We start from the raw sequence: 17,975 nt of genomic DNA on the forward strand, positions 1-17,975 counted from the left end.
GTTTTATAGTGTGTTAATTAAACATAAAAATTACATTACAAAACCCTTATAGCTGATAATAATACACAGATTTATTTACATTTGCTCACTTACATTTTTTTCTATGTCAGAAACTGCACAACTAATTATAGGCGATAAAACGCACGACCTACCGGTAATAACTGGCTCTGAAGGAGAGAAGGCAATCGATATTTCTAAACTACGCGACCTGAGCGGTTACGTAACACTTGATATTGGGTACAAAAACACTGGCGCGACAAAAAGCGCCATTACTTTTTTAGATGGGGAAAAAGGTATCTTAAAATATCGTGGTTATTCTATTGAAGATCTGGCCGAAAAATCAACCTTTATCGAGGTTGCTTATTTGCTGATCTACGGTGAACTGCCAACAAACGATCAGTTAAATGATTTTCAATATCTGCTCAGCCGCCATACCCTGGTGCATGAGGATATGAAGAAGTTTTTTGACGGCTTTCCGCAGCGTTCGCACCCGATGGGGCAACTGTCATCCCTGGTATGCGCCATGTCGGCATTTTATCCTGATTCCTTAAAATCAAACCAAACGGCAGAAGAGGTTAACCTGAGCATTGTTAAAATGCTGGCCAAAATGTCAACCTTGGTATCATGGATCTACAAAAAATCATTAGGACATCCGTACATCTATCCGCAAAATAAATACGATTACGTTACCAACTACCTGCACATGACCTTTGGGCAACGTACCGAACAGGTGGAGATTGACCCGGTAATTGTAAGCGCCATGAACAAGCTGCTTATTTTACATGCCGATCATGAGCAAAACTGTTCTACTTCTACCGTACGTATTGTAGGCTCGTCTGACTCAAATATTTACGCTTCCATATCAGCCGGTATTTCGGCGTTATGGGGCCCGTTGCATGGCGGTGCAAACCAGGCCGTTATTGAGATGCTGGAAAAAATTCAACAGGATGGCGGCGATACCGATAAATGGATTGCCAAGGCGAAAGATAAAAATGATCCGTTCCGTTTGATGGGCTTTGGCCACCGCGTGTACAAAAACTTTGATCCGCGCGCTAAGATCATCAAAAAGGCATGTGATGAATTGCTGGAGAAATTAGGTATTAATGATGAGGTACTTGAAATAGCCAAAAAGCTGGAAGAAGTAGCCTTGAAAGATCCTTATTTTGTGGAGCGCAAGCTTTATCCTAATGTCGATTTTTATTCAGGTATTATTTACCGTGCCTTAGGTTTCCCTACGGATATGTTTACCGTACTGTTTGCCCTTGGCCGTTTGCCGGGATGGATAGCCCAATGGAAAGAAATGAAAGAGAACAAAGAGCCTATCGGCCGCCCGCGCCAGATTTATGTTGGCGAAACCGACCGTACTTTTGTAGCGCTTGATAAACGATAATATATTAGATTAAATATAACAAAGCCTGCGTGAACAGGCTTTTGTTGTTTATACGTAATACCTTTCGCCATCAGCCTTAATGCGGCCCGAGTCAAGCAACTCACGCAGGGCACCAATCTTTTGGGCATCATTTCCCTTTTTAAGCGATGAGATGAGCGTGTGCAGGGTTAAGGGCTCAATGCTTACTAGTTGTAATATTTCATCGGCAATTACTTCGCTAATATTTTCATTTTCCCGTTTGCGCTTTTCGTCCAGGCATACATCGCATACACCGCATTTGCGGACATCATCCTCATCAAAATAACCCAGTAGCATTTGGCTGCGGCATTTTTGGTGAGTGGCATAAGCCATTACCGCCTCCACTTTTTTACGATAGATCTTTTTGCGTTCTTCGATATATGCGCGGTTAATATGCAGTTCGCCGGCATGCAGGCGGGGTTTCAGGTAGGTGATTTGCGGTTGGTCAGTTTGTTGCAGGTAATTGATGATCTTGTAATCCTGCAATTGCTTTAACCCCTCAATAACCTGTTGTACGCTCATGTTAGCCCGGCGGGCAACGTCAAATTCCTTTATACGCACATAATTATCAAACGAGCCGCCGTAGGAGCGTAACAAGGTTTTAATAAACAGGTCCCACCCGTTATTAGCCACCTGGAAACTGTATAATGCCGCGTTATCCACAAAAAATCTGAACCGCGAAGGCAGGTAAACACTCTCGTTAAAGGACAAGTATTCATCCTGCTCCAAAAATTTAAGAGCGTTAAGCGTTTTAAATATATCCAGGTTAAAGCGGTTGCAAAAGGTGGTAATATCAAAATCAAAGCTCAACCCGGCACCCGCACCGTAAGCCAACTGGTATTGATTGGCTAACTGGTGGTAAACTATTTTTATCTCATCAACTGATGGAAAGCTGGTTTCAAACTTGCGTTCCTGCTTGTAACGGTCATTGTTATTGTATAGTAAAATGCCGTATGCTTTTTGTCCGTCGCGACCGGCACGGCCTGCCTCTTGGTAATAGGCTTCAAGGCTTTCGGGCGCATCTTTATGCACCACAAACCGCACGTCGGGCTTATCAATACCCATACCGAAGGCGCTGGTTGCTACAATTATCCGGATACGGTTTTCCTTCCATTCCTGCTGATGCAGTGCCCGCTGATCCATCGGCATACCGGCATGATAGTTAGCGGCGGAAACACCGTTGTCGGTAAAAAAGCGGGTTAGCTCAACAGTTTCCTTACGGCTGCGCGCGTATACTATGCCGCTCCCGTTTACACCATTGGCAATGCTGAGCAGCTTGCGCAACTTATCTTCAGTATGCTGTACCACGTAGCTGATGTTGGCACGCTCAAAACTTTGCTGAAAGGTTCTGCAGCCGGGCTTAAACAATAATCTTTCCTTAATGTCATCCTTAACATCAGCGGTGGCGGTAGCCGTAAGCGCTAATACTTGTACATCGGGCTTTATTTCCCGCAGATCGGCAATATGCAGGTATGGCGGGCGAAAGTCATAACCCCATTGCGATATACAATGCGCTTCGTCAACAGCGATCAGGTTTACCTTCATGTACGATACCCGTTCGCGCACCAACTCTGATAATAAGCGCTCGGGCGAGAGGTAGAGGAATTTTACCTGGCCATAAATGCAGTTATCCAGGGCGATGTCGATCTCCCGTTTACCCATGCCCGATACAATGGCCACCGCCTCAATGCCTTTAGCCTTCAGGTTTTCAACCTGGTCCTTCATTAAGGCTATCAGCGGTGATACCACGATACACAGCCCCTCCATAGCCATGGCAGGCACCTGGAAGCATACCGACTTGCCGCCGCCCGTAGGCAGCAGTGCCAGCGTATCATTACCGGCCATTACCGAATTGATGATGTCCTCCTGAAAAGGCCGGAAGGTATCATGTTTCCAGTATTGTTGTAGTATGGTATGGATTGTCATGCAAATATGGCAAAGCTAAAAAACAGTAAAGTGTTTGAATATAATTAAATTCGTGGCTGTAATAATTTGACCTTATGAAAATATTTTACTCCTCGGTTCTTCTTTTCCTTTTAACCTTAACGGCCAGCGCGCAAAAATGGAATGTTGAAAACACCTCAGGCCAGCCCAAAAAAGTAAGTATTACTACTGATGAAGGTACCTGGATGAACCTCGATGTTAGTCCGGATGGTAAAACGATAATATTTGATCTCTTGGGCGATATTTACAGTATGCCCATAACCGGTGGCCGCGCTACCATACTGGCAGGTGGCAGGGCCTGGGAAGTGCAGCCGCGCTTTAGCCCGGATGGAAAGTTTATATCCTACACCAGCGATAAAGAGGGGGGCGATAATATCTGGATAATGAACAGCGATGGCAACAACAAGCATTCTATCACCAAAGAAAATTTCAGGCTGCTGAACAATGCCTCATGGTCGCCGGATGGTAATTACCTGGTGGCCCGGAAGCATTTTACGGCAAGCCGCTCATTAGGCGCGGGCGAAATGTGGCTATACTACCGTACCGGCGGCGATGGCATACAACTAACCCGACGCAAAAATGATCAGCAGGATGCCGGTGAACCGGTTATCTCTCCGGATGGTAAATATGTTTACTGGAGCGAGGATGTTACACCCGGCCCATTTTTTCAATATAATAAAGATCCGTATCCTGGTATCTACGCGATAAAACGTTTAAACCGCCAAACCGGCGATATTGAAACCGTTACCGGTGATGCCGGGGGAGCCTGCCGCCCGCAGCTATCGCCTGACGGTAAACTGATGGCTTTTGTTAAGCGTGTTCGCCTTAAATCAGTAATGTATTTGCGTAACCTGGAAACAGGCGAGGAGTGGCCGGTATATGATGGCCTCTCGCACGATCAGCAGGAAACCTGGGCTATTTTTGGTGTGTACCCCAACTTTAGCTTTACGCCCGATAGTAAAGGCATTGTATTTTATGCCAAAGGTAAGATCTGGAATCTGGATATAAGTACACTCAACGTGGTGCAGGTGCCTTTTGAGGTTACTACGCAGCAAATCGTGTCCGAATCGTTGCACTTTCAGCAAAAAGTATTTCAGGATGAGTTTACCGCGAAGATGATACGCCAGCTTACCACATCGCCTGATGGAAAACTGGTGGCGTTTAATGCTGCCGGGCATATTTATATCAAAGAATTACCTAACGGTAAACCACAGCGTATAACCAATACGGCTGATATGGAGTATGAGCCAAGCTTTAGCCCCGATGGCCGCACACTGGTATATGTAAGCTGGACGGACGAGCTTAAAGGCGGCATCAGCAAAATTGATCTGGTTACCAAACAGGTTACCCGCCTTACCATTGAAAAGGGATTTTATTACTCGCCAAAATTCAACAACAAAGGCGATGTAATTGTATTCCGCAAGGGAGAGGGCAACCAGGACCTGGGTTTCGCTTTTGGTACTAACCCGGGTATCTACGTTATGGCCGCGGCAGGTGGCACGCCAAGGCTGGTGCTTGATAATGGCATCCGCCCGCAGTTTTCGCCCGATGACTCAAAAATATATTATCAAAGCAGCGAAGATGGCAACAAGGCCTTTAAAGTGATGGACTTGTTTGGCGGCAACCGACGCACGCTGTATACCTCAACGTATGCAACACAGTTTTGCCCAAGCCCTGATGGTAAGTGGATGGCATTTACTGAATTATATAACTGCTACATAACCCCCATGACCCAAACCGGTAACCCGCAGGATCTATCAGCAGGAAACAGGGCTTTACCTTTAAACAGGCTTACACGCGATGCCGGTACTTACCTGCATTGGAGTAAGGACAGCCAGAAACTAATGTGGACGCTGGGCCCAAAATATTACGCTCGCGACCTGAAAACGGCTTTCCCTTATAACGATGCCAACCCGGACAAAGCCCCAGCTATTGACACCAATGCCACTGCCGATATTGGCCTGCGGTTGAAAAGCGATGCGCCTACCGGTAAAATAGCCTTTACCAATGCCCGCATTATTACCATGAAGGGTGAGGAAGTAATTGCACAGGGCAACCTGATTGTGGTTAACAACAAAATTACCGCGGTAGGTAAAGCAGCGGATGTGCCTGTACCGGCTGATGCCAGGGTTTATGATATGGCAGGCAAAACCATAATACCGGGTTTGGTTGATGTACACGCGCACCTGCATACCAGCCCCGACGGGGTAACACCGCAACAGGACTGGAGCTATTACGCCAACCTGGCTTTTGGCGTAACCACTTCGCACGATCCGTCAAGCAATACCGAGATGGTATTTAGCCAGAATGAGATGCTGCGCGCCGGCCTGATGGTAGGGCCGAGGGTGTACTCAACCGGTACCATATTATACGGTGCCGACGGCGATTTTAAGGCCGTAATTAATAACCTGGACGATGCGCGTTCCAGCCTGCGCAGGCTGAAGGCGGTGGGCGCGTTCTCGGTTAAAAGCTATAACCAGCCGCGCCGCGAGCAGCGGCAGCAAATAATTGAAGCCGCCCGCGAATTGCAGATGGAAGTAGTACCCGAGGGCGGATCAACGTTTTTTACGAACATGACCCAGGTGATTGACGGGCATACCGGCATTGAACATAACATACCTGTTTACCCGGTGTACAAAGATGTACGCAGCCTGTGGAATGCCACAAAGGTGGGTTATACGCCAACCCTTATTGTTAGCTATGGCACCCAGTTTGGCGAGAATTATTGGTATGACAGAACCGAAGTTTGGAAGAGCGACCGCCTGATTTCGTTCACGCCGCCATCATTGGTTGACGCGCGTTCGCGCAGGCGTACCACATCCGAGTATGGCGATTATGGGCATATTGATATGGCCAAGGCTACCAAATACATTGCTGATGGCGGTACCAAAGTAAATCTGGGCGCGCACGGGCAAATGCAGGGTATTGGAGCGCATTGGGAGCTGTGGATGCTGGCGCAGGGCGGTATGTCGCCGTTACAGGCGCTACGTTGCGCAACTATTAACGGAGCATCTTACTTAGGTATGGATAAAGAGATCGGATCACTTGAGCCGGGCAAACTGGCCGACCTGGTGGTGCTTAATGAAAACCCGCTGGAAGATATTAGTAACAGCGAAAGCATAAAATATGTTATGCTGAACGGCCGGTTGTACGATGCCGACTCGATGAATGAGATTGGTAACCGCGAAAAGCCCCGCCTGCGTTTCTGGTGGCAAATGGGCCGTGGCGGCGATATGCTTAACCTGCCGGTAAACAATACCGAAACCTACTTGTACGGTACGCAGGATTGCGATTAAAAGAAACAACCACATTAAACATCAAGCCGGCCAATAGGTCGGCTTTTTTGTTGTGCTGTAGACTCATTTTGGGTTACAGAACGCCCGTTTTGTTGCCTGTTAAGCAAGGTGTACTATGTACACCAATGGTTTTCACCGACACATTTTGGTTGTTCACCGAGGTTTACCCTGTTTACGCCTATTTGAGGCTGATCGGCTGTAACGTTCGTGGGGGTGAGGGTGTCTTATTAGTGTATTTAAAAACATAACATAAATAATTCACAATCAAAATCATAAAGTCATGAAAACTACTATAATCACCATCGCCACTATCTGTTCATTAGCTTTCGGTTCAGTAAACGCAGCTACACCAGATAAATTTAACGACAGCGCCGCCACCGTATTAAGCGACGTAAAAAACATTAACAAAATTGAAGTTCGCGGTAACGTTGAACTGTATGTATCAAACAGTATAAATGATAAAGTAAAGGTTTACAACCGCTACTATACCGAAAGCGCTTTGGTACAAAATAATAACGGTGTGTTACGCATCTCATCATATTCAGCCAAAAAACTGGTAGTATGGGTATCAGCAAATGATCTGCGTTCTATCTCGGTTTATGATAACGCTACTGTTAAATCATTCGGTACACTATCAGCCATCAACCTTGATGTAAACCTGCACAACAATGCCGTAGCACAATTGAATATCGACTCATACAGTGCCGATATCAAAGTAAACGATAATGCCAAAGCCGACCTTACCGGTAACGTAACCGATTACGCTTTAAACTACGGCCGCTCAACCAGCGTAAACTATGGTAAACTGGTAGCCATGGGCAAAGCGCAGGTAGCCAAAACCGCCGAAAAATATGCCGCCGCTAAAAATGAGCTGGCCGCCCTTTAAGCCTCACTTTTGCAAAAGTCCATCATATATCAGCGAAAAGCCGTCAGTTTAACAAATGATGGCTTTTCTAATTTAAAGTGTAACTTCACGCTTGCAATCAACGTCGAACCCTAAAACTAACAACCCGATCATGAAAACTATAGTATATACACTCGCTATTGCCGCCGCGGCAACCTTATCCTTTTCATCATGCAAAACAAAATGCAAAAAAGGTTCGGGCACTGTAATAACCGATAATCGTAAGGTAACCGATTTTACAAAAATTGATGTAAGCGGAGGTTTTAAGATCATTTTAAAACAGGATAGTTCGCTTAATGTGAACATAAGCATTGATGATAACCTGATTGAGTTTGTTGAAACTGAGGTAAGCGGTAATATCCTTAAAATATCAAACACGCGCAATATATGTGGCAGCGATGATGCCAAGCTGATCATTGGTGTTAAAAACCTGGACGAGTTAAAGGGCTCGGGCGCGGTAGCATTTAACAGCGATGGTAAGCTGAATGTTAAGGACCTGAACATTGACCTTTCTGGCGCGGGCCGTACCGATCTTGACCTGAGCGCGGCCAACGTGCGCCTGGAAGGCAGCGGGGCAACCGAAATAAAGCTGAAAGGCCAGGCGGCATCAAACACCGTGAGCCTTAAAGGCAGCGGTAAGGTTGACGCGCTGGATTTTGTGGTAGGCAGCTATACTATTGAAACAACCGGCGCCGGCGATTACAAGGTAAATGTGCTTAAATCACTAAGCGTTAAAACAACCGGCGCGTCATCAGTTGAATACCGCGGCAACCCAAGTGCGATTGATAAGAAGGAGACAGGCTCGTCAACCATAAAAAAGATAGACTAACTCATAACCCTTATACTTAAACCCGCCCTAAACAGGCGGGTTTTTTTGTTAGGTGGCTGACTGTTAAAATTTTATTGGGATTTGTAGCATTTGTGATGGTACTTGCGTTTAAGTAGTTATATTTATAACAACCAACCAAAACCACACAATGAAAAAGTTAATCAAATGGATAGTCATTATCCTGCTTTTGGCTGTAGTGATAGTTATTTCCGGGCTATCCTACGTCAAATTCGCGCTGCCCGATGTGGGCGATCCTGAAAAAATAAGGGTTGAACTTACCCCGCAGCGTATTGAACGCGGTAAATACCTGGCCAACCATGTCGCGGTTTGTGTAGATTGCCATTCAACGCGCGATTTTTCAAAATTTGCCGGGCCGATAGATACTAACCTGATTGGTGCAGGCGGCGATAAGTTTGATAAAAATGTGGGCTTTCCGGGGTTGGTATATGTGCCCAACATCACCCCGCTTAATTTAAAAAGCTGGACGGATGGCGAAATATTTCGCGCTATTACAACCGGCGTAACCAAACAGGGTTCAGCTATATTCCCGATCATGCCGTGGCAGTATTACTCAAAAATGGATAGGGAGGATGTGTACGCTATAATCGCTTACTTGCGTACGCTAAAGCCGGGCGGAAAAAACTATCCGGCCCATCAGCTTGATTTTCCGCTGAATTTTATTGTGAACACCATGCCGCAGCCCGCTACCCTGGGTAAGCGCCCGCCGGAGACTGATACGCTTAAATACGGTGAATACCTGGTGCAAACCGCCGCCTGCCGCGATTGCCATAGCCAGGATGATAAAGGCGTTGTAATAGCCGGGCTTGAATTTGCAGGCGGAAGGGTATTTAATTTACCGGGTGCCGTACTCAAATCAGCAAATATAACGCCCGATAAGGCTACCGGCATAGGTAACTGGACCAGGGAGCAATTTGTGGCCCGCTTTAAACAGTTTGCTGATGGCAGCATACAACCATCGGCCATTAAACCGGGCGAATTTCAAACCATTATGCCCTGGTGGAAGTACGGCAACCTTAAAACTGCCGACCTTGAGGCTATGTATGCCTACCTTAAAAAGGTTAAGCCGGTGAAAAACGCTGTAGTAAAATTTCAGCCCAATGCAATTGCTGCTAAATAAATTAAAATAAAATTTATACTTTTGCGCCTCAAAATCAGGTACGGCAACCCCGTACCTGTTAATAATTAAACATTCGCAGAAGATGAATATTACACAGGAAAAAGTTGACAACCTGAACACCGTTCTTACTATTAACCTTACACCGGAGGATTATACGCCGCGTGTTGATAAGGCCATTAAAGACCATGCTAAAAAAGCCAAGCTTCCGGGTTTCCGTCCGGGTATGGTACCTGCAGGCCACATTAAAAAAATGTATGGCAAAAGCATTTTGGTTGATGAGATCAACAACCTGTTATCAGATACGCTGAACAATTACATTGACGAGCAAAAGCTTAATATTTTAGGCCAGCCGCTGCCAAAAATGGATGACAGCAAAGAATTTAACTGGGATTTTGCCGAAACTTTTGAGTTTAACTACGAAATAGGTTTAGCACCTGAGTTTGAGCTGGAGTTTACTTCAAAAGATCAGCTTACGCAATATGTGATCAAGGTTGATGAAGAAACACTGGCATCACGCAGCAAAAACATTCGCCGCAGCTATGGCAAAATGACAAATCCTGACGTATCGGCAGATGATGATGTGCTTTACTCGCAATTAGAGCAGCTTTCTCCGGATGGCTCTGTTTTTGAAGGTGGCATTAACGAAACTGTATCAGTACGTTTAGACCAGGTTAAGGATGAGGCCATCAAAGCTTCATTGATCGGTTTAAAAAAGGATGATACCGTTGAGTTTGATATTCAGAAAGCATACGATAACGACGCAGCAAAGATTGCCGGTTTGTTAAAAATTGACGAAGAAACCGCTGCCGACCTTAAATCAAACTTCCGCCTTACGGTTAAAAACGTTAACCGTTTAGAGGAAAGCGATCTGAACCAGGAGTTCTTTGATAAATTATTTGGTGAAGGTACCGTTACTACTGAGGAAGAGTTTAAAGCTAAGATTACTGAAGAGCTTGAAACAATGATGCAGCAGGACAGCGACCGCAAACTGCAGGACGAGATATACAACTACGCTACCGGCAAAGTTAACTTTACTTTACCTGATGAGTTTTTAAAACGCTGGTTAAAAGCTACTAACGAGAAATTGAGCGATCAGGAGCTTGAAGAAGGTTATGCCGAGTTTGCTAAAAACCTGAAATGGACGCTGATAGCTAACAAGATCATTGTTGAAAACAACATCGAAATTAAATACGATGAGGTTTTTGAGGCAGCTAAACAACGTTTGGACGCGCAATTCAGGATGTACAGCCCGCAACCTTTAACAGAGGAGCAATTAGGCCAGTACACAGTACAGTACCTGCAAAACAAGGAAAACGCTAACCGTATTTTTGAAGAAGTTAAAGCCCTTAAAGTATTTGATTACATTAAGAGCGTTATCACGCTTGATAAAAAGGACATCGCTTACAACGAGTTTACCAAAATGGTAAACTAAGCAAAAAGCTTTCCACATAAAATTCACCAAAAGCAACTTTAATAAGGTTGCTTTTGGTGTTTATGGGGTTATGAGCTGAGAGTGAAAAGGTAAAAGCGAAAAGGCGAATATTGCCGGTCAGTCCTGCTTTGCTGTAAGTACTACCATATAATTTTACTTTTTGAAAACCTTACACGCAAAATAGTATTCAAGTAAAAAGTATATATTTAACACGGGCAACAATGCCCAATCTAAAACACAATAAATACAATGAGCAGTAATATCGACAGAAATGAGTTCAGAAAATATGCTGTAAAGCACCATCGCATTAACAGCTTACACGTAGATAAATTCATGTCAAATGTTGACAGGGCAAACCTGCCGATGGGCATGACTCCATACATTATTGAGGAGCGCCAGCTAAACGTAGCGCAGATGGATGTATTCTCACGTTTGATGATGGACCGTATCATCTTTTTAGGTGATGCTATTTATGACAGCATTGCCAACATCATCCAGGCGCAATTGCTGTTTTTGCAATCAGCAGACAGCAAACGCGATATACAGATCTATATCAACTCGCCGGGTGGTTCGGTTTACGCGGGTTTAGGTATTTATGATACCATGCAGTTCATCTCAAATGATGTGGCTACCATCTGTACAGGTATGGCTGCTTCAATGGGCGCGGTATTGTTATGTGCCGGTACCAAAGGTAAACGTGCGGCGTTGCCACACTCAAGGGTAATGATCCACCAGCCATCAGGCGGGGCGCAAGGCCAGCAATCTGATATCGAGATCACTTACCATGAGATCACCAAACTGAAGAAAGAGCTTTACCAGATCATTGCCGACCACAGCGGTGCACCTTATGAAAAAGTTTGGGAAGCATCAGACCGTGACCACTGGATGATTGCCGAAGAAGCCAAAGAATTTGGTATGGTTGACGAGATTTTAAGAGGGAATAATCCTAAAAAATAATACAAAAACGCCCTATTGCTCAAACTAAAAGCGCAATGGGGCGTATAGTATTGTAAGTGATAAAATAATTTAGTAATTTTATCCAATTTAATCAAAGCAAAAGCAATGACTAAAAACAGCAAGGAGATCAGATGTTCGTTTTGTGGTGCAGGTAAACAGGATAGCCTGATGCTGATAGCCGGTTTAGACGCGCATATTTGCGATAAGTGCGTTAACCAGGCTAACGAGATATTAGCTGAAGAATTAAAGGTTCGTAAAGTTAAAACGTCGCCATCAACACCATCTATTTTAAAACCGGGTGAAATCAAAACACACCTCGATCAGTATATCATAGGTCAGGATGATGCTAAGAAAATACTTTCGGTAGCCGTATACAACCATTACAAACGCCTTAACCAGCGTATTGATAAGGATGAGGTTGAGATTGAAAAATCAAACATCATTATGGTTGGTGAAACCGGTACCGGTAAAACTTTATTAGCCAAAACACTTGCCAAGGTTTTAAACGTTCCGTTCAGCATTTGCGATGCTACCGTATTAACGGAAGCAGGTTATGTAGGTGAGGATGTTGAAAGTATATTAACCCGCTTATTACAGGCTGCTGATTATGATGTAGCCGCTGCTGAGCGTGGCATAGTGTACATTGACGAGGTAGACAAGATAGCCCGCAAAAGCGATAATGCATCCATAACCCGCGATGTATCCGGCGAGGGTGTACAACAGGCGCTGTTAAAGATACTGGAAGGCACCATGGTTAACGTACCACCACAAGGCGGTCGTAAGCATCCGGATCAGAAGATGATCACCGTAAACACGAGCAATATTTTATTTATATGCGGTGGCGCGTTTGATGGTATTGAACGTAAAATAGCCGGCAGGTTGCGCACGCAAACTGTAGGTTACAAGTTTAATAACGAGGATGGCGAGGTTGATCTTAAAAATCTCTACAAGTACATCACCCCGCAGGATCTTAAATCATTCGGTTTGATACCGGAGTTGATCGGCCGTTTACCGGTGTTAACTTACCTTAACCCGTTGGATCGTGAGGCGCTGCACAACATCCTGACCGAGCCTAAAAATTCTTTGCTTAAACAGTACAAAAAATTGTTTGAGTACGAAGGTGTAAAGCTTGAGTTTGATGAGGATGTACTTGATTTTATAGTAGATAAAGCAATGGAATTTAAGTTAGGAGCCAGGGGGCTTCGTTCCATCTGCGAAGCGATAATGATAGACGCGATGTTTGAATTTCCATCCCGTAAGGATGTAAAAGAACTGAACGTAACATTGGATTATGCCCGTGAGAAGTTTGAAAAATCAGACCTCAAAAAGTTAAAAGTAGCTTAACAATAACCCAATAGCACAAGCGCTATCTTTATTGAAAATAAACACGAACCCTGGTGCAATGCCGGGGTTTGTTGTATCCGGTAGTTTGGTAAATCGATATTATCAGTAACATCAGTAAAATCACAACTAATATCAATGAAATCCAAACCAATAGGGTGTAATCAAAAATAATAAAAAGGAGAAATATATATGAATGAAGAAACTGTAGTAAAAAAAGATGAAGAGATTGTAGAAAAAGCGAAAAAAGTAAAAGAGGTGGAAAGCCCTGTACGCCGGGGTTTAAAAACCAAGGATGCTATTGTAGCCAACTGGTTACCGCGCTACACCGGCCGGCCGCTTGACCAGTTTGGCCAGTATATTATCCTGACTAATTTTTCAAAGTACATTCAACTGTTTTCGCAATGGAATGATGATGCACCGGTAATGGGTCTGGATAAGCCGATGCAAAGCGTAACCGCCGGTAACATTACCATTATCAATTTTGGCATGGGTAGTTCCGTTGCTGCAACGGTGATGGATCTGCTTACAGCCATCAAACCAAAGGCGGTAATATTTTTAGGGAAATGCGGTGGCCTTAAAAAGAAGAACAATGTTGGCGACCTGATATTGCCTATAGCCGCCATCAGAGGCGAAGGAACATCAGACGATTACATGCCTGCCGAAGTACCGGCCTTGCCATCCTTCGCGCTGCAAAAGGCTATATCAACCACTATCCGTGATATGTCACTCGATTATTGGACAGGCACCTGCTACACCACCAACCGCCGGGTTTGGGAGCACGATAAGGAGTTTAAGCTATACCTTAAAAAACTGCGCGCTATGGCTGTTGATATGGAAACCGCTACCGTGTTTGTAACGGGCTTTGCCAATAAGATACCTACCGGCGCATTACTATTAGTGTCTGACCAGCCAATGATCCCTGAAGGCGTTAAAACCAGCGAAAGCGACTCGAAAGTTACGGAGGGTTACGTTGAAACCCACCTGAAAGTAGGTATTGAATCACTCAAACAGCTTATCAATAACGGCCTAACCGTTAAGCACCTGCGGTTTTAATACCGCTTTACTTTAACCAGTCATATGGCTGGTTAAGCGTATAATGCCCGGAAATACATCCTGCCAGATGATGGTAGATGATGTATTCCCCGTCAGGCATAATTTTGTTTAATTTGCCAATCAAACAGCAGCTTTTAATGTTGCTTTATTAGGTTTATCTTTTTTAAGGGTTAATCTGATAAAATCTATAGCTTTGCTATACAAATTAAAGCGCCTATATGTGGTATAACAACATACTCGAAACTATTGGTAATACGCCGCTGGTTAAACTCAATAAAATTGTAAAAGATATACCGGCTACCGTGTTAGCCAAAATTGAAACTACCAATCCGGGTAATTCCATAAAGGATAGGATGGCGCTTAAAATGATTGAGGATGCCGAGCAAAGCGGGAAGCTAAAACCCGGCGGAACTATTATTGAAGGTACATCGGGCAATACAGGTATGGGGCTGGCCATTGCCGCTGTTATAAAAGGCTACAAATGTATTTTTACCAGTACTGATAAACAATCAAAGGAAAAGTTTGATGCCCTGCGTGCCTTTGGAGCCGAGGTTATTGTTTGTCCTACCAACGTTGATCCGGAAGACCCGCGTTCATACTACTCCGTATCATCTCGCCTGGAGCGGGAGGTGCCTAACTCATGGAAGCCTAACCAGTATGATAACCTGTCGAACTCGCAGGCACATTACGAGCAAACCGGTCCTGAAATATGGGAGCAAACCGAGGGCAAGATAACGCACCTGGTGATAGGCGTAGGTACGGGTGGTACCATATCGGGCACGGCGCGTTACCTTAAAGAGAAGAATCCGGACATACAGGTATTGGGTATTGATACCTATGGCTCGGTATTTAAAAAATATAAAGAAACCGGTGTTTTTGATAAGAACGAGATTTATCCTTACATAACCGAAGGCATTGGCGAAGACTTTTTACCGCAGAATGTCGACTTTAGCCTGATAGACCACTTTGAAAAAGTAACTGATAAGGATGCCGCGCTGATGACCCGCGAGATTGCCCGTAAGGAAGGCATATTCGCCGGTAACTCAACAGGTTCGGCAGTGGCGGGTGTGCTGCAAATGAAGGACAAGTTTAAAGCGGGTGATGTGGTTGTGGTGATCTTCCCTGACCATGGCTCACGCTACATGGGTAAAATGTACAATGACGACTGGCTGCGCGACCGCGGCTTCCTGAAGGATGATAAACTGACCGCCCGCGATATTATCAGCAAAAAGGAAAGTGCCGAGATCATTACCATCGATCACGAGAAAACCGTTATCGAAGCCATCAACACCATTAAAACCCTTAATATCTCACAAATACCCGTTACCCAGCACGGCAACATCATCGGTAAGGTAACAGAGAGTGATATCCTGGATGCGCTGCTCGAAAGCCCAAGCCTTAAATCGCAACCGGTAAAAAATATCACCACGGCACCGTTCCCTTATGTTGATCTGAATACGTCTATTGACCGTATTTCTTCCATGATCAATAAAGATAATATTGCCGTTTTAGTGACAGACGAACGCGGCAATGCCGAGATCATTACACAATACGATATTATTAATGCGATATCAGCATAGGGGAAAAGGCGGATTGCGGAAAGGTGATTGCGGAGTTGAGATATTAGTTTTGAATGAAGAAATTCACTGTTTAACTCTCTACGAAAAAAGAGAGGAGCTTTTTGCTTTGGTCTTTTAGACTTTATTTCCAATCACCATTTCTTAAATATCACATAAACCGCCAGCACGATCAGCAGAAAGCCGACAAGGTGGTTCCAGGCGAGTTTTTCGGTTTTAAAAAAGATGGTGGTAAATATCATGAAGATGGTAAGCGTGATAGCTTCCTGAATTACCTTTAATTGCACCAGGCTGAACGGGCCGCCATCATCTTTAAAGCCGATGCGGTTGGCAGGTACCTGGAAAACATATTCAAAAAATGCCAGTCCCCAACTGATGAGGATGATGGCTATGAGGCCAAGGTTTTTACCCCAGCTATAATCTTTAAACTTTAAATGCCCGTACCAGGCAAACGTCATAAAGGTGTTTGATATAACCAGGAAGATGATGGTTTGCAGTGCCCGTAGGTTCATTTTTTTCTAAGTTCGGCAAGTTCTTTTTGATAGCGTACATTTAACGATGGGAGCGGATTATATAGTATATAAACTCCCGAACCTTTTTCGCGCGCAAGCGGATTGCTGATGGTACCTATCTTAACATAACGGTCAATATACGGCTGTAATTCTTTTACGCCTTCCTCGTCCTCCGCAATATAGATCAGGTATTTAGGTACCAGGCTATCCGGTGCCCAAAGCGAAAAGCTGCTACTTAGAGATACTACCGGCGGCAGGTTAAGCCTTTTGCCGAATACACTGATGGCACCAGCCTGGCCATAATTTTCGGCAAATATGCGGGTTTGTGCCTTTGCTTGCTCGTTCAGGCCATGGTAGGCTTTTGCTGTTAGTGCGGCCATCTCATCCCAGCCAAGCATGTCGGCATAATCCTGCGTGGTGGCATGTTGCCGCTGATCTTCCCACCGGGTAATAAAATCAAGGGCAGGCATCATGTTTTGAGTATATCTGATAGCTGTCACGGTTTGCGGCAAAGGGAGCAAGGGCAGCACCATGGGCAGCAACAATACGTTTGGTAGGGTAACTATTACAATGGCGGCCGCGCGTAACGGCTTGCCTGCTGTTTTAAACAAACGGTCAAACCCGCATCCACCGGCGGCAAAAAGCATGGGGTAGGCACCAAACAGGTAATAATTTTTGCCATTCATCTGTAGTAAAAACAAAAATATGATGATGTAGGCAAAAGCCAGAAACTGGTACTTACGCAGCCTGAACGATACTAAAAGAAATACAAACCCGATCAGCCAGACAAGAAGCGCTATGCCGTTAACCATAAGCTGCTGCACAATAAAATCTCCGGCTTTAACGTATTCCAACTGGGTTTCGCGCAGTTCGGCCATGTGGTTTAACACCGGGAAGTGGTGCTGCCATTGCCATATCAGGTTAGGTAAAAATATTATAAAAGCTACAAGGCCTGCGCCTATAGTGTGTTTTGTAAAAAGCACACGGCGCTGTTTGCTGATCAATACCGAAATTACCAGCGCGATAGCGAAAAAGGCCATGGTATATTTAGTGAGCATACCAACGCCGGTAGTTACACCAAAGCCATATAAAAATAATACCGAAGAAGTGTTAACATACCTCACCATGCACCAGGTTGCCAGCACCCACCAAAGCTGATCAAACACTACGGGCTGAAACAGGTATCCGCTGGCAGCAAATGCCGGGGCAAATATCATGGAAAGGCAGGCAATGGCAATGGCGAATTTACGGCCTCCCAGTTCAATGGTGATCATGCCGGTTAGCCAGATAATGATGCCGCTGGCTATGGTTGTGAACAGGCGCGACGCGAATACCGAATCGCCAAATAGGTTTAGCGATATTTTGGCAAGCACGGCTATAAACGGCGGTACTTCCTTAAAGCCCCAATCCAGGTGATCGGCCAGGGCCAGGTGAAGCAATTCATCACGGTGAAAGCCGAAGTTTGAGATAGCAATCAGGTTAAGTACTACCTTAACAAGCACAAATATCATCACAAAACGATGGTATTCGGCCCGCTTATTCCTGTAGATCATTCTTGGTTAAAAAACTGGTTTGATAAAG

At 44.8% G+C, this 17,975-nt stretch carries 13 protein-coding genes; 10 read left to right on the forward strand and 3 right to left on the reverse strand.

Translation table 11 applies throughout. The features are described 5' to 3' along the window. Positions 1 to 103 precede the first annotated feature (103 nt). Positions 104 to 1,390 (forward strand): citrate synthase, encoded by a 1,287-nt coding sequence (locus AC3WJC_RS05835; protein ID WP_492398131.1) that lies wholly within the window; start codon positions 104 to 106, stop codon positions 1,388 to 1,390. A 48-nt stretch (positions 1,391 to 1,438) separates the two neighbouring features. On the opposite strand, the gene AC3WJC_RS05840 is transcribed toward AC3WJC_RS05835, so the two are convergent. Continuing rightward, positions 1,439 to 3,334: a RecQ family ATP-dependent DNA helicase gene (locus AC3WJC_RS05840; RefSeq protein WP_492398132.1), complete on the reverse strand. Its 1,896-nt coding sequence runs from the start codon at positions 3,332 to 3,334 to the stop codon at positions 1,439 to 1,441. A gap of 74 nt (positions 3,335 to 3,408) precedes the next feature. Between AC3WJC_RS05840 and AC3WJC_RS05845 the strand changes: the two genes are divergently transcribed. The 9 genes from AC3WJC_RS05845 to AC3WJC_RS05885 all read left to right on the forward strand — a co-directional run bounded on the left by AC3WJC_RS05845 (position 3,409) and on the right by AC3WJC_RS05885 (position 15,885). Further along, on the forward strand, positions 3,409 to 6,648 hold the full coding sequence (locus AC3WJC_RS05845; protein WP_492398133.1) for an amidohydrolase family protein: 3,240 nt from the start codon (positions 3,409 to 3,411) through the stop codon (positions 6,646 to 6,648). Between the two features lie 280 nt (positions 6,649 to 6,928). Further along, the gene (locus tag AC3WJC_RS05850) at positions 6,929 to 7,534 is read left to right on the forward strand and encodes a GIN domain-containing protein (RefSeq protein WP_492398134.1); all 606 of its coding nucleotides are present in this window, start codon (positions 6,929 to 6,931) and stop codon (positions 7,532 to 7,534) included. 130 nt (positions 7,535 to 7,664) lie between these two features. Then, positions 7,665 to 8,381 carry a head GIN domain-containing protein gene (locus AC3WJC_RS05855; RefSeq protein WP_492398135.1) on the forward strand — a complete coding sequence of 239 codons (717 nt, stop codon included), beginning with the start codon at positions 7,665 to 7,667 and terminating at the stop codon, positions 8,379 to 8,381. 148 nt (positions 8,382 to 8,529) lie between these two features. Continuing rightward, positions 8,530 to 9,519 carry a c-type cytochrome gene (locus AC3WJC_RS05860; protein ID WP_492398136.1) on the forward strand — a complete coding sequence of 330 codons (990 nt, stop codon included), beginning with the start codon at positions 8,530 to 8,532 and terminating at the stop codon, positions 9,517 to 9,519. An 82-nt stretch (positions 9,520 to 9,601) separates the two neighbouring features. Next, entirely contained in the window at positions 9,602 to 10,951 is a 1,350-nt protein-coding gene (tig, locus tag AC3WJC_RS05865; RefSeq protein WP_492398137.1) for a trigger factor, read from the forward strand. A gap of 249 nt (positions 10,952 to 11,200) precedes the next feature. Beyond that, positions 11,201 to 11,908, forward strand: coding sequence for an ATP-dependent Clp endopeptidase proteolytic subunit ClpP (gene clpP, locus AC3WJC_RS05870; protein WP_492398138.1), 708 nt, complete (start codon positions 11,201 to 11,203; stop codon positions 11,906 to 11,908). A gap of 105 nt (positions 11,909 to 12,013) precedes the next feature. Beyond that, entirely contained in the window at positions 12,014 to 13,252 is a 1,239-nt protein-coding gene (gene clpX / locus AC3WJC_RS05875) for an ATP-dependent Clp protease ATP-binding subunit ClpX (RefSeq protein ID WP_492398139.1), read from the forward strand. 189 nt (positions 13,253 to 13,441) lie between these two features. Further along, the gene (locus AC3WJC_RS05880; protein ID WP_492398140.1) at positions 13,442 to 14,305 is read left to right on the forward strand and encodes an AMP nucleosidase; all 864 of its coding nucleotides are present in this window, start codon (positions 13,442 to 13,444) and stop codon (positions 14,303 to 14,305) included. Positions 14,306 to 14,523: 218 nt separating this feature from the next. Then, positions 14,524 to 15,885, forward strand: a complete 1,362-nt coding sequence (locus tag AC3WJC_RS05885) for a pyridoxal-phosphate dependent enzyme (RefSeq protein ID WP_492398141.1) — start codon at positions 14,524 to 14,526, stop codon at positions 15,883 to 15,885. Positions 15,886 to 16,016: 131 nt separating this feature from the next. On the opposite strand, the gene AC3WJC_RS05890 is transcribed toward AC3WJC_RS05885, so the two are convergent. Both AC3WJC_RS05890 and AC3WJC_RS05895 read right to left on the reverse strand, forming a co-directional pair. After that, positions 16,017 to 16,394, reverse strand: coding sequence for a DMT family protein (locus AC3WJC_RS05890; protein ID WP_492398142.1), 378 nt, complete (start codon positions 16,392 to 16,394; stop codon positions 16,017 to 16,019). After that, a complete protein-coding gene (locus AC3WJC_RS05895) occupies positions 16,391 to 17,947 on the reverse strand; it encodes an ArnT family glycosyltransferase (protein WP_492398143.1) in 1,557 nt (518 codons plus the stop codon). Before AC3WJC_RS05895 ends, AC3WJC_RS05890 begins: the two co-directional genes overlap by 4 nt. Positions 17,948 to 17,975 lie beyond the last annotated feature (28 nt).

It is taken from the genome of Mucilaginibacter sp. FW306-07-L, assembly GCF_058782065.1.